Origin of the sequence: Caballeronia sp. LjRoot31 (assembly GCF_964253885.1) — a bacterium.
Lineage (GTDB): Bacteria > Pseudomonadota > Gammaproteobacteria > Burkholderiales > Burkholderiaceae > Caballeronia.
The window spans coordinates 1-14,542 of the sequence record NZ_CAXURX020000001.1 but is presented as its reverse complement, the minus strand read 5'-3'; the positions used below and the strand labels follow the sequence as shown (position 1 = coordinate 14,542).

Genomic DNA, 14,542 nt, shown 5'->3' with positions numbered 1-14,542 from the left:
AGCTCCACCGGTCCGTTTCGCGGCTTGGGGCGGGTCGATCGGCTAAACTGGCAGCCACTAAAACGATGCGCGGCAACGCCTTCCACCCTACTCCCCGATGCGAATCCTGCACACCTCGGACTGGCACCTCGGCCAGTACTTTCTTGGGCATTCACGCCAGGCCGAACATCAAAAGCTGATTGCGTGGCTAGTCGAGCAGACGCGGCTGCACGCGGTCGATTCGGTGCTGATAGCCGGTGATATCTTCGATACCGGCGCGCCGCCCAGCTACGCCCGCGAGCTCTACTACACGCTGATTCTCGCGTTGCGCGACGCGGGCGTCGGCTTGACGCTGCTGGCGGGAAATCACGATTCCGTCGCCGTGCTCGAAGAGTCGCGCAATTTGCTGACGGCGTTGAATACCGTCGTCATTCCTTCCGTGCAGGACGATCCCGACGAACAGGTTCGTGTGCTCACCACGCGCGATGGCAAGCCCGGCGCGATCGTCTGCGCCATCCCGTTCATCCGTCCGCGTGATGTGCTGCAGAGCATCGCGGGACAGAGCGCACGCGATAAACAGGAGTCGCTGCAAGACGCGATTCATGCGCATTATCAGGCGCTGTTCGCGCTCGCTGAGCAGAAGCGCGCGACGCTTGGCGCGCATTTGCCGATTATCGCGACCGGGCACTTAACGACGGTTGGTGCGAGCGCGAGTGAATCGGTGCGGGAGATTTATGTGGGCGCGCTGGAAGCCTTTCCGACAAGCGCGTTTCCGGCAGCCGATTACATCGCGCTCGGGCATATTCATCGGCCGCAGAAAGTGGGCGGGCTGGATCACATTCGCTATAGCGGATCGCCGATCCCATTGAGCTTCGACGAAGCGCGGCAACAGAAAGAGATGCTGCTTGTGGATGTATCGACGAACGGCCTTGAACGCGTGACCGTGCTCAACGTGCCGTGCTTTCAGCCGTTGTTGTCGGTGAAAGGATCGTTGAAAGAGCTTGAGGCTGCGGTCTCCGCTGCTGCGTCTCAGGCTGTTGAAGGCGAGACCGTGTGGCTCGAAATCGTAGTCTCCGCCGATGACTACCTCAGCGATCTCCAGTCGCGCATCCAGAAGATCACCGCAGACCTGCCGGTTGAAGTGCTGCGCATTCGCCGCGAGCGTTCTTCTGTCTCCGCCGCATTGCAATCGCAAGCAAAGGAAACCTTGAACGAGCTCACGCCCGACGATGTATTCGCGCGCCGCCTGCAAACGGAAACCATCGATGAGGAGACGCGCTTGCAGCTTTTATCGATGTATCGCCAGGTCGTCGCTGAGATTGACGAGGCGGATGCAGCATGAAGATCTTGTCGTTGCGTTTGCGGAATCTGAACTCGCTGAAGGGCGAGTGGAAGATCGACTTCAGCCAGCCGCCGTTTCGCGATAACGGCTTGTTCGCGATCACCGGCCCGACCGGCGCGGGCAAGACCACATTGCTCGATGCAATCTGCCTTGCGCTCTATCACCGCACGCCGCGCATGGACACCGTCTCGCAAGGGACGAACGAGCTGATGACGCGGCACACGTTTGAATGCCTCGCGGAAGTGGAGTTCGAAGTGAAGGGCGAAGGGTATCGGGCGTTCTGGAGCCAGCGTCGCGCACGCGACAAAACCGACGGGAATCTGCAAGCGCCCAAGGTGGAGCTCGCGCGTCTGGATGGCACGATCATGACCGAGCGTATCGTGGATAAACTGCGGCTTGTCGAGAGCATCACGGGACTCGATTTCGGCCGCTTCACGAAGTCCATGATGCTCGCGCAAGGTGGCTTCGCCGCGTTCCTCGAAGCGAAGGCGAACGAGCGCGCGGAATTGCTCGAAGAGCTCACCGGTACCGATATCTACGGCACGATCTCGCAGAATGTGTTCGAGCGGACGCGCAATGAGAAGCTTGCGCTGGATACGCTGCTCGCACGCGCCGATGGTGTTCAGCTCCTGACGCAAGAACAGCGGATCGGCTTGCAGCAGGAACAGACCACGGTTGGCGAACAAGAATCGGCACTCGGCAAGCAACTCGATACAACGCGCGCGATGTTGGCCTGGCGAGCGGCGTTATCGGCAGCGGAGGTGCAGCTTGAGCAAGTGCTGACGAACCAACGGCAAGCTGAATTGAAGATCGCCGATGCCAAGCCTTCGCTCGATCGTCTCGCCGCAAGCGAGCCTGCCGAAAAGCTTCGCGTCGATCATATGGCGATGCTCGCAGCACGCGACAGGCATGTGGCAACGTCTGGTCAGCTTGCGAGCGCCAAGACGGACAAGCAGGCTGCATCGCTCGATGCGGCGCGTGGTTTACGTCTGGCATCAGTGATAAGTGGAAGGATTGTCGAGCTTCGACAACGCACACTAAGCGAGATTCTGGCCGACGCAAAAGCCATTCAGTCCGCACTCGATGAACATCTGCATCGAAGCAAACTGGGTGAGCAGATTGTGTTGTGGCAGCAGCAATTCGCGGCGCGCCAGCAGACGTTGGCCGACATTGAAGCGACCGGCAAAAGGCGCGACGAGTTAATGCTCACGATCGGTAAGCAAGCCCAGGCGATCGATGCTCAGCGTATTGCCGTACGCGACGCAATGACCGCAGCCGAGTGCGCGCGCAAAGGCGAAGCCGAGCAGCGCACGAAGCTTTTGACTCTGTTGAACAATGAGCATGAAACTGCTTTGAAGACGCGATGTCAGCGGCTTCAGGATCAACATCAAGTGTTCGGCAAGCTTGCGCATATCGGCGAAACGATTGCTCGCGGGACCAGGCAACTCGCGCTGGATCGCGAAGAACTTGCGCAGAAACACACATCGTTCAAGCCTCTGCCGGAACACCGCGATCGTCTCGCCAAAGAGATTGAGACGCTCGTTGAGCAGATCGAGGATAAACGCAAATTACTGCATCAGGAACAGCGCATTCTTGATCTCGCCGGTCATCGCGCGGCGTTGCAGCCTGGAGAAGCCTGTCCTTTGTGCGGCTCGATGGAACACCCGTCGATCAGCGCGTATGAAGCGCTCGACGTCTCCGCGACCGAGCAAGCGTTGAAGGACAAACAACGCGCGTTAGATAGCAAACGCAAGGAAGCCTTGGCGATCGATGTCGGAATCGCGGGATTGCGCGTGGCGATTGAACAACTCGGAAAACGTATCGATACATGGCTCATCGACGCCGGTTTGCACGCCGCAAGTTGGACGCAGTTATGCGCCGAACTTGAACTGGAAGCGATTGAGCAAAACGCGCTCGATACCCATGCGCACGAACACGCGACCAAGTTGAAGCACGCGCAGGAAACGCTTGCTGCGGTGGATCGACAGAAGACCGTGATCGAGCAGCACGCGAACGCCGCGAATGCGGCGGAGCGGAAGTCGCTCCAGCATCAACACGATCTCAAGCTGCTTGAAGAGCAACAAAGCTTTGCGGAAAAATCGCTTAAGGAAACCGCGGATCACTCGGCGTCGCTGCAGAACGCACTGGTTAAACGAGAACAAATGCTCGATGAATCGGTCACTTCCGTTGGTTACGTGCGTCCCGATTCGTGGACTTCATGGCAAACGTGGCTCACGGATCGCGACGCTGAATGGAAGGCGTGGCAGACGGCATCGGATAAAAATCGCGTGTTGACACAGCAAGGCGATCGCGCGCGGCAGGCGCTTGAAGCGGCGTCGTCCGAGGCGGAAAAATGGTCCACGCGATGGACCGCTTGCGAAGCGGATTTTATCGAATTGGAGACTGAGGTTGTTGCCGAGACCAACGATCCCGATGCAGCGTTTTCATCGGCAATACAGCGCTACGAAATCGCACGCGATAAAACCAGCGCGCTCGAAGGCACGCTGCAAACGCTGACGATACGTCTGAGCGAAGACATCGAACGCGCGGAGAAAACATCGGCGGCATGGACGAGTGCGTTAGCCAAAAGCGTATTCGCCGATGAACAAGCGTTCACCGAAGCGCTGCTGCCGAACGAAGAACGCGAGCGCTTGCAAACGCTGAAACGCGAACTCGATGATCTGTTGACGACGGTGCGCACGCTGCGCACGAACGCGGAAAATCATCGTGCGGAATTGCTGAAAGAGCCGAAGACCGAACAAGATGCAGAAGCATTGCAACGCACGGTTGATGAACTGCTTGCAACGTTAAAGACACTCAGCGAAAAGCAAGGCGAACTTCGCGCAACGCTCAAGAACGACGATCGGCTGCGTGTGGAAAAGCAGGCGTTATTTGAACAGATCGATGCTCAACGCACGCGTTACGATCTATGGCAACGCTTGAGCAGTCTGATCGGTTCCGCCGATGGCGCGAAGTATCGAAAGTTTGCGCAGGGCCTGACGCTCGATCACTTGATCTATCTCGCGAATCGGCAACTCACGCAACTGCATGGACGTTATCAGTTGAACCGCAAGCTTGCGGGCGATCTGGAAATGGAAGTGCTCGATATGTGGCAAGGCGATATTGCGCGCGACACGCGGACGTTATCGGGCGGTGAAAGCTTCCTGGTGAGTCTTGCGCTGGCGCTGGCTTTATCGGATCTGGTGAGTTTCAAGACTTCCATCGATTCGCTGTTCCTCGATGAAGGTTTCGGCACGCTCGACGGCGAGACGCTGGAGATTGCGCTCAACGCACTCGATTCGTTGAACGCAAGCGGCAAGATGATCGGTGTGATCAGTCACGTGGAAGCGCTCAAAGAGCGCATTCCGTTGCAGATCAGAGTGACGAAAAGCGTGGGAATCGGCTTTTCGACGGTGGAAGTGGTGGGCGCTTAGCGTTTGCTTATTCGTCGCGACGCACGACGATTTCCTGCGACGCAATCTTCTCAACCACGAAGAACGGCATGTCCAGACGCCATTCGCCATTCCGAACGGTTGCATGGTAATCGAACAATGGCTTGCCATCTGCCGAACTGAAAATCAGCCGTTGCTCGGTGCCTTCGAGCAGCATGCTTTTGCCGCCGATCGCCTGATAGCTCGTATTGCTGCCGACATGGAATTTTTCCGTGTTCCATCTGTTTGGCGCGTGCGGTGGGAACGGTTTGGCATCGTGGAAGCCGAACAGGTCGTCGTGGGACAGTACGCTTTTACGTAACGTTGGCCACACATTTTCGCGCAGATAATGCTGGTCGATGAAGCGCCCGCTGCCCGTGTTCTTCGCAACGAATTGCTGCATCGAGCCGACCGCGTTATGCAGGATGCCTGCACATCCGCCCCACAAACCCGCGAGAATCAGTTCCGTGTGGGTGAAGTAATCGCGGATGATGTGGAAGTAATATGGGCTATTCACCCATTCCTGTACCGCTGCATATTCGCGCTCGGATAGCAGCGCGTCGGCGTCGCGGAGAAGGAAGCGTTTCACGCTCGAATCATCGATCACGAGAAAGCGCCACATCAGCGGATGAACGCCCGAGTCGCGCTCCATGAAAACGACTTCGGCGCCGGCGTCTTTCAGCCTGCGTTGAACGTGTTCGGGCACCGTTGCATCGAGATAAACACGACACGTCCACCCCTCGAACACGTCGCGCGTTATCTCGGCGTTCATGACAGCGGGCTCGCAGTATCGCGGATTCGATCCGAACAGCGAGTAGGCGATCACGTTTGCTGCGGGGTTCGCGGGGTTGAATGCGGGCGGTGGGGAATCGGGAATCGGCTCGCTCGGATTAGCGCCGCATTTAGCGTCGGAAGCGCGTAACGAGCGTAGTCCGTACTCGCGCATTTCGTCGGTTTTGCCTAGCCAGCCGCACACTTCCACCAAGCCATCGAGCCATGTCGCCGACGCCAGCTTGCGCTGGCTCGCCGGTGCATTGTGGATGCTCATATAGACCCGGTACGCGTGATCAAAAGCTTGGGTACGCATCAGGCACAAGGCGTAGTCCGGCAGGATAGACATGTTGCCGGGCGTGATCTGAAGCGCTTCTTCCGCGAATTTCGCGCCGCTTTGAAAATCGCCGATTGAATAAGCCGCGCGAAATTTCTCTGCGATGCTGACAAGCCGCGCCTGGGCGGCCGCATTGTTCTGGCGCGCGCTGACGGATTGTTTCGTTTGTTGAAAATTAGGTCGGGCCATGAAGTCTTATCGGTTATTAGCGAACGGGCATTGTTCGTACGCGCGCTTGTGCCGCAGCGCCGAACTGCTCGGAGGTAACCGTGGACTTTATATGGAGCGATGCCCATTGCCGACGCTTGAGATCGTTTTTCACAATTTCGCGGCGTGTAATCAACGCTTGGTCGCATTGACCAGGCTTTGACTGGGCCACCGAAAGTGGATGCCCGCTGAAACAGTCGACCGGACAGCGCCGCCGTGCTGTAAAAAAATCTGAGGGAAAGAGCAGAATCGCAAGAAAATCCGAGCGCGCATAAGAAAATCTGCGGTGCCGCTCGGTTTGCGAGGTTTTTGTGGCGCTTACGACCCGAACTCACGATTGATTAGTGGGGCCGATTTCAAGAGCCGCGGACGACTTGAGTGATCATCAAGCATCCATCCACGGCACCTTTCGAACCGACCCTCCGTTTACCGCGCCACCTCAAACTCAGCGACCACGCCTTCCATCCGCAATGCCTGCTCCTTGAGCGAAGCGCTTGCCGCGGCGGCCTCCTCCACCAGCGCCGCGTTCTGCTGCGTGACGCGATCCAGCTGTGCGATCGCAACGTTCACCTGTTCTATGCCGTCGACCTGTTGCGCCGAAGCACCGGCGATCTCGTTGATGATCACATCCACATCGCTGATCGACGCAATGACGCTTTGAATCGCCTTGTCGGCTTCGTGGAAGAGCGCGGTGCCGCCCTGCACGCGTTCGGACGAACGCTCGATCAAGCCCTTCACGTCCTTGGCAGCGACAGCCGTGCGATGTGCAAGCGTCCGCACCTCGCCGGCCACGACCGCAAAGCCTTTGCCCTGGTCACCTGCACGTGCCGCTTCCACAGCTGCGTTCAGCGCAAGGATGTTGGTCTGGAAAGCGATGCTCTCGATAGTCGAGATCATGTCGCCCATCTCGGCCGAGCGCTTGCCGATCTCGTTCATGACGGCAACGGCCCGCGTGATGATTTCGCCGCTGCTGGTCGCTTTCGTCGATGCATCGCGGCTCAGTGCGCCCGCTTGTCTGGCGTTATCCGTGTTGTGCCGGACAGTCGATGTGAGCTCCTCCATGCTCGCCGCCGTTTGTTCAAGCGATGCCGCTTGTTCTTCCGTACGCCGCGACAGGTCGAGGTTCCCCGACGCAATCTCCTCGCTACCCGCGAGCACTGATTCGGCGCTCGCCTTGGTCGAGACAATCATGTCGTTGAGTGCAACGAGCAGCGTGTTCAGCCCGCCGCGGATCGAAGCCAGTTCATCGCGACCGGTGACATCCAGCCGGTTCCTGAGGTCCCCCGCGCCCGCGCTCGCCATGCACTCGGCGATTTCCCTCACGTCGTCGCTGGTGCGTTGAGCGAAGGCGAAGAATAAGTAGAGTGCGAGGCCCACCGAGCCTGCACTAAGCAGACTCATTGTCCACACTCGGCGCGCCTCTGCGCTGGCGCGATCGGCGAGCAAATCGCGCAACAGCGTGGAGAGTTTGGCATGCGCGCCATACATCGAATCGACGGCGCCCGTCCCCATCGCGAAGTAGCCGTTTGCGTCGACCTTGGGCGCTCCCGTATCCGATGCAACGCTCGCGACAGTCTTGCTGAACGTGTCGAAGTCGTCGAAGCTGAGGGTTCCCACTTGTTGCGATGCCGTCGAGCCATCGAGTGCTCGCGTAACCCGCGAAAGATCCTGCCGCACGATTTCAATCTGATCGCGGAGCATCACGGCGTACACGCCAAGCGCGCCACGATCCGCGGGATTCAGCTCGGCCGCGCTCAGCGCGGCGGCTCCCTTGCCGCGCGCGATAGCCGCCATTTCAGCAGCATCCGGGAGCGAGAACACGACGGTGTTGATCAGATAGTAAGTCGCGGGTTCCGGGTCGAGCGCGAGTTGGGAGCTGTCAGCGAGGTTGCTGGTGAAGGCAAAGATTGCGCGTACGAGTGCGGTGTGTGCGTCGAAGAGGTCCTTGGCATTGCCCGAAAGCGGCATGGCAGACAGCCGGGAATACTGGCTGGCCAGGGCATCGGCCTGATCCTTCATGTTGAAGGTTTTAGTCGATGCAGCCTCATCGCGCAGCACGTTGACCAGGCGTTCAGACTCGGTGTTGGCACTGTCGAAGGCTGAACGCAAGGTATCGTTGCCAGCCATGAGTGCGGCGCTGGCGCCACGGCGTTTTTGCACCGACTTGATCAGCGCTTCGCTGGTTTCAAGCAGAGATACGCCTTCTAGTTCCTGTTGCGTCGAGGTATAGGCCTGCGTGGCATCGTGCAGCGTGGAATAAAGACAGGCTGAGAGTGGCAAGAGGAACAGCAACGCAAGAACAACCAGCTTTTTCGGCATGGTCAGGCGGCCCATCAGAGCCATGCCGGGTGCAAACAAACGCATCACTAACTTCCCCTTTTCGGTGTTGCGAACTGGCGTTTTAGCGACGGGATGTCCGTCGCTAAAAGGCCAGAGTTATGGGGCATAACGGCGTGTCTAAGCTCAATCTGAACCGTTTGAGAAGGATATTTCGGTGGCGCACAAAAGTTGTGCTTGGAGTGCGCCTATATGGTGCGGAAAACCAGGCTTGAAGTGGATTCATGTGGGCAAGCCATCAAAAACAAAAGCCAGTCACATCCAAAGATGTGACTGGCTTTTTTCAAGCGAGTTGTTGATCGTCCTGCCGACTATCTCAAGATAGTCACAATCTCAAACGTCAATATTCCCCGCCCGCAACGCGTTCGATTCAATAAACGCGCGACGCGGTTCAACGTCATCGCCCATCAGCGTCGTAAAGATCCCATCGGCTGCAATTGCGTCTTCAATCTGAACGCGCAACAAACGCCTTACGGTCGGATCCATCGTCGTTTCCCACAGCTGCGACGGGTTCATTTCGCCCAAGCCCTTATACCGCTGCTTGGTCACATTACGCTCCGCATCGGCGATCAACCACTTCATCGCGCTCTTGAAGTCAGTCACCGCCATCGACCGCTCGCCGCGCTTGATCATCGCTCCCGGTCCGATCAAACCCTTGAACGTATTCGCGGTCGTCTGCAGTTGCTTGTAATCCGCAGTCAGTTGGAAGTCTTCATCGATAACCGAAACCTTCACGTTCCCGTGATGCCGGCGATTGATATGCAGCGACCGGATCTCGCGCACCGCGTCGTAAGCCGGCTCGACCGTCACTTCCGGCTTCAACGGATCGGCACGCAAAGCCGCCTGCAAAGCGGCAGCCGAAGCAACGGTGGATTCTTGCGTCGACAAGTCCAGCTCGATGCCATCCATCACCGCGCCAAGCGCATTGACGTCGTAAAACCGGCTGAGACGATCCACCACCGCTTGCGCGAGCAAATAGGCACGCGCCAATTCACCGAGGGCATCGCCGGTAATCGGTGTCGCGCCCTCAGCAGCAGTCAACTCCGAGCCCTGCAATGCGAGCTTCAACATATGCTGATTCAGCTCGTGCGTGTCCTTCAGATACCGCTCGTCCTTACCCGCCTTGATCTTGTAAAGCGGCGGTTGCGCGATATAAATAAACCCGCGTTCCACAATCTCCGGCATCTGCCGATAAAAGAAGGTCAACAGCAGCGTACGGATGTGCGCACCGTCCACGTCCGCGTCGGTCATGATGATGATGCGGTGATAGCGCAACTTCTCGAGGTTGTAATCGTCCTTACCCAACCCGGTCCCGAGCGCCGTGACCAGCGTCACGATCTGCTCCGATGAAATCAGCTTGTCGAAACGCGCGCGCTCCACGTTCAGCACCTTGCCGCGCAACGGCAGGATGGCCTGGAACTTCCGGTCGCGCCCTTGCTTCGCCGATCCGCCTGCCGAGTCGCCCTCGACGATATAAATCTCCGACTTCGCCGGATCCTTCTCCTGGCAATCGGCCAGCTTGCCCGGCAAACCAACGCCGTCGAGCACGCCTTTACGCCGCGTCATTTCACGCGCTTTACGCGCGGCGTCACGCGCACGCGCTGCATCGATAATCTTGTTCGTGATGATCTTCGCGTCGTTCGGCGTTTCCTGCAGGAACTCCTCGAGCGCCTTGGCAACCACGTCTTCCACCGGCGCGCGCACTTCCGACGACACCAGCTTGTCCTTCGTCTGCGAGCTGAATTTCGGCTCCGGCACCTTCACGGACAACACGCACGACAAACCTTCGCGCATGTCGTCGCCGCTCGTCTCGATCTTCGCTTTCTTCGCGATATCGTGATCGGTGATGTACTTGTTCAGCACCCGCGTCATGGCCGCGCGCAGGCCGGTCAGGTGCGTGCCGCCATCGCGCTGCGGAATGTTGTTCGTGAAGCACAGCACGCTTTCGTTGTAGCTGTCGTTCCACTGCATAGCCACTTCGACCGTCACGTTGTCCTTCTCGCCAATCGCGTGAAACACGTTCGGATGCAGGACTTGCTTCGCTTTGTTGATGTATTCAACAAAACCTTTCACGCCGCCGATAAACGCGAAATCGTCTTCCTTGCCGTCACGCTGATCGGTCAGGCGAATCCGCACGCCGTTATTCAGGAACGACAATTCGCGCATACGCTTGGCGAGGATGTCGTAGTGAAATTCCACGTTGCCGAAAATGGTGATGTCGGGCATGAAATGGACTTCGGTGCCGCGGTTTTCGGTATCTCCAACCACGGGCATAGGCGAGTACGTGATGCCGTCTTCGGTCACGAGCTCACGGTTCTGCACCACGCCACGATGAAACTCCATGAAGTGCTTCTTGCCGTCGCGGCGCACGGTGAGGCGCAGCCATTCGGACAAGCCGTTCACGCACGACACACCCACGCCGTGCAAGCCGCCCGACACCTTGTAGCTGTTCTGGTCGAACTTGCCGCCAGCGTGCAACTCGGTCATCACGATCTCGGCGGCGCTGCGCTTCGGGTCGTGCTTGTCGTCGAGCTTCAGGCCCGTCGGCACGCCACGGCCGTTGTCGGTCACGGAGATGGAGTTGTCAGCGTGAATGGTGACGTGGATGTCGTTGCAATGTCCGGCGAGCGCTTCGTCGATCGAGTTGTCCAGCACTTCGAAAACGAGGTGGTGCAGACCCGTGCCATCCGACGTATCGCCGATATACATACCCGGCCTCTTGCGGACCGCCTCCAGACCCTCGAGGATCTGAATGGAGGATGCGCCATAAGCATTGTCGGGTTGCGAAATTGGGTTTTCAGTCATGGGTTTTTTTCCGGTTCTGCGTCACTACGGGGTCGCTACTGGGTCACTGCGGGGTTGCTGCGCGGTCGCTGCATGAGACTTTTCGAAACACCTTAAAAATGCCAAAGGGGCAATGCGCCCCTTGGAAAGTTTTTAGTTTTGGCCGCGTCAGATGCGCATTGGCATCACCACATATTTGAATTCGTCGTTCTCGGGAATCGTGATCAGGGCGCTCGAACTCGCGTCGCCGAGACTCACTTGCAGCATGTCGATCTTCAGGTTCGCGAGCACGTCGAGCAGATACGTGACGTTGAAACCGATGTCCACGCTGTCGCCTTGATACGCGATTTCCAGCTCTTCCTGTGCTTCTTCCTGGTCGGCGTTGGTCGACATGATCTTCAACTGGCCCGGCTCGATCAGGCAACGCACGCCCTTGAACTTGTCCGACGTCAAAATGGCCGCACGCTGCAGCGAACGCTGCAATTCTTCACGGCCGATCAGGAACGTGTTCTTGTGCGACTTCGGGATCACGCGCTGGAAGTCCGGGAACTTGCCTTCCACCAGCTTGGATACGAGTTCCACCTGACCAAACGTGAACTTGACCTGGCTCGCGGCAATGTCGATAACCAGCGCGTCGTCAATGTCTTCCAGCAGGCGCTGCAATTCAAGGATGGTCTTGCGCGGGATGATCACTTCCTGGCGCGCGAACGATCCCTCGATTTTCATCGATGAAAACGCGAGCCGGTGGCCGTCCGTTGCAACCGCCATCAACTGGTCGCCGTCGACAACCAGCAGCATGCCGTTCAGGTAATAGCGGATGTCCTGCTGCGCCATGGCGAAGTGGACCATGCCGAGCAATTGCCGGAAGGTCTTTTGCGGAACCGACAGGCTCGCGCCGAACTCTGTAGCCTGGTTGACGGTCGGGAACTCATCGGCAGCAAGCGTCTGGAGCGCGAAGCGGCTTTTGCCGGAGCGTACCGTCAGCTTCTTGTCGGTGAGATCGAGCGACACTTCACCCGGCGGCATGGCGCGCAGGATGTCAAGCAGCTTGCGCGCGGCGACCGTGGTGGCGACCTGATCGCTGCCCGTGCCGAAGTCGGCACGCGTGGTGATCTGAAGTTCGAGATCGGTCGAGAGGAACGACACGTCGGCGCCAGTCTTCGTGATCAGCAAATTGGCGAGGATCGGCAACGTATGACGGCGTTCGACGATTCCGCTCACGGTTTGCAGCGGCCTTAGGAGATTATCTCGTTCGGTCTTGACCAGTTGCATAGAGTTCCTTCGTTGATGTGACGGCCGTCCGCCGCGAGTGTCACCGCATTCGTCACCACTTTTGCCTCCGCTTTTTGAGAAGCGTTTGCCACCGCATGGATGACCTTCGGACGGTCTCGTGTCACGCGCTTGCGGCGATTACCGCTCGCACGTGCCAGGCTTGCGCCAAAACGCCGCCCAGGGCCGCTGGACGGTCAAACCCGTATTGTGCCTCAAAACCTGACCGCTCCCTGAAAATGGGGGCAATTTCGTCAATAAACAGGCCCATTGTTTGACGCTTTTTGCGGCGCTTTTCGGCGCAGGCGACAAACGGACGAGTGCACGATCATCAGCGGCCGTTCCAGGCGTTTTCGCCGGCCGCACCGTGGTGCTTTGATTCGGCGTTGGTTTCCGGCTGTTCATCGTCGGCGCCCACGTACAGCCGGCATTTTCCCGCACCTTCAGCGTCTTTTGCATCGCGCGACACGCGCCGTGCTGCCGCGAGAACGCTCAACCTTTTAGCGTTTGCTCGAGCACGTGCAGTTCGTGGTTCAACTGCGCGTCCGTGCCACGTTCCGCCGAGATTTTCCGCACGGCGTGCAGCACCGTGGTGTGGTCACGGCCGCCGAACAGTTCGCCGATTTCCGGCAGACTCTTCTGCGTAAGCTCCTTCGCCAGATACATGGCGATCTGACGCGGCCGCGCGATGTTCGCCGGCCGCTTCTTGGAATACATGTCGGCGACTTTGATGTTGTAGAAATCCGCCGCTGTCTTCTGGATGTTTTCCACCGATATCTGCCGGTTCTGCACCGTCAGCAGGTCTTTCAGCGCTTCCTTGGTCAACTCGATCGAGATCTCGCGGCCGTGGAACCGGGAGAACGCCAGGATCTTGCGCAACGCGCCTTCCAGTTCACGCACGTTCGAGCGCAAATGCTTGGCGACGAAAAATGCCACATCCTCCGACAAACTCACGCCTTCCGATTGCGCCTTGCGCATCAGGATGGCCACGCGCATTTCAAGCTCCGGCGGTTCGATCGCGACCGTCAGGCCGGAGTCGAAGCGTGAAATCAGCCGGTCATCGATACCCGAAATCTCCTTCGGATACGTATCGCTCGTGATGATCACCTGCGCCTTGTTCGCCACCAGCGCCTCGAACGCGTAGAAAAACTCTTCCTGCGTCCGCGATTTGCCCGAGAAGAATTGAATATCGTCGATCAGCAGCAGGTCGAGCGAATGGTAGTAACGCTTGAAGTCATCGAAAGCCTTGCGCTGGTAGGCCTTCACCACGTCCGACACGTATTGCTCTGCATGGATGTAGCGAATGCGCGCGCCGGCCTTGTCCTGCAGCAACTGGTTGCCGATTGCGTGAATCAGGTGGGTCTTGCCCAGACCCACGCCGCCGTACAGGAACAGCGGGTTGTACGAAATGCCGGGGTTATCGGCGACCTGGATCGCGGCGGCACGGGCGAGTTGATTCGCTTTACCGGTGACGAAGTTATCGAAGGTGAGGACGGGATTGAGCTTCGAACGCTCGTAAGCCGAATCGTTTTCCCCATTCGACGACGCCGTGCCGCCCGGCCGCCAGGTCCGGCGCGCTGCGGCAGCTTCGTTGGCGTCGAGGCTCGGCAGGTCGAGATCTCCGTTGTCGGCCTGGTCGTTATGTTGCAGCGATTGCGCGTGCTGCGCGGCTTCCGCCGCGAGCGCGTTGATGTGGGCGCTCGCGTTCGCGTGTCCGCCGTTGCTTCTTTCAGCGGGCTGCGGCACCGGGCGCTGCATGGGCTGGGAAGCCGGCGCGCCAGCGGGCATGGATGCAGCGGACGGCGCAGGCACGCCGCCCATCGCCTTGCGCGCGGTGGCTTTGGGGTCCAGAACAAACTGGATATCTACGGGTGCGTGCCAGAAATCCCGGGCCATATCGGCGATACGGCCGGAAAACTGGCTCTTCACCCAGTCGAGCTTGAACCGATTGGGCGCGGCGATGCGCAGCGTGCTCGCATCGGCATCGAAGTCGACGAGGGCCAGCGGTTTGATCCATGTGACGTACTGCTGTGGCGTAAGTTCGCGCTCCAGCAATGCGGAACAGTGTTGCCAAAAATCGTTCAT

At 58.6% G+C, this 14,542-nt stretch carries 8 protein-coding genes; 2 read left to right on the top strand and 6 right to left on the bottom strand.

All coding sequences use genetic code 11. The annotated features are described in order from the left end of the window. Positions 1-97: 97 nt before the first annotated feature. Both sbcD and ACSQ8V_RS00035 read left to right on the top strand, forming a co-directional pair. A complete protein-coding gene (gene sbcD / locus ACSQ8V_RS00040) occupies positions 98-1,321 on the top strand; it encodes an exonuclease subunit SbcD (protein WP_213765079.1) in 1,224 nt (407 codons plus the stop codon). Further along, positions 1,318-4,755 (top strand): AAA family ATPase, encoded by a 3,438-nt coding sequence (locus ACSQ8V_RS00035; RefSeq protein ID WP_436204546.1) that lies wholly within the window; start codon positions 1,318-1,320, stop codon positions 4,753-4,755. The genes sbcD and ACSQ8V_RS00035 overlap by 4 nt, the downstream gene beginning before the upstream one ends. A gap of 7 nt (positions 4,756-4,762) precedes the next feature. Here the strand turns inward: ACSQ8V_RS00035 and ACSQ8V_RS00030 are convergent, their stop codons facing one another. The 6 genes from ACSQ8V_RS00030 to dnaA form a co-directional block, all read right to left on the bottom strand. After that, entirely contained in the window at positions 4,763-6,049 is a 1,287-nt protein-coding gene (locus ACSQ8V_RS00030) for a tetratricopeptide repeat protein (protein WP_436204545.1), read from the bottom strand. Between the two features lie 444 nt (positions 6,050-6,493). Next, complete coding sequence (locus tag ACSQ8V_RS00025; protein WP_436204544.1) at positions 6,494-8,431, bottom strand: methyl-accepting chemotaxis protein; 1,938 nt, start codon at positions 8,429-8,431, stop codon at positions 6,494-6,496. Positions 8,432-8,737: 306 nt separating this feature from the next. Beyond that, on the bottom strand, positions 8,738-11,209 hold the full coding sequence (gene gyrB, locus ACSQ8V_RS00020; RefSeq protein WP_213765075.1) for a DNA topoisomerase (ATP-hydrolyzing) subunit B: 2,472 nt from the start codon (positions 11,207-11,209) through the stop codon (positions 8,738-8,740). Positions 11,210-11,356: 147 nt separating this feature from the next. Then, positions 11,357-12,460 carry a DNA polymerase III subunit beta gene (gene dnaN, locus ACSQ8V_RS00015; RefSeq protein WP_158935897.1) on the bottom strand — a complete coding sequence of 368 codons (1,104 nt, stop codon included), beginning with the start codon at positions 12,458-12,460 and terminating at the stop codon, positions 11,357-11,359. Positions 12,461-12,788: 328 nt separating this feature from the next. Then, entirely contained in the window at positions 12,789-12,953 is a 165-nt protein-coding gene (locus ACSQ8V_RS00010; RefSeq protein WP_436204543.1) for a hypothetical protein, read from the bottom strand. Then, a partial coding sequence (dnaA, locus tag ACSQ8V_RS00005) for a chromosomal replication initiator protein DnaA (protein WP_436204542.1) occupies positions 12,950-14,542 on the bottom strand: 1,593 nt, incomplete at its 5' end. The genes dnaA and ACSQ8V_RS00010, both read right to left, overlap by 4 nt.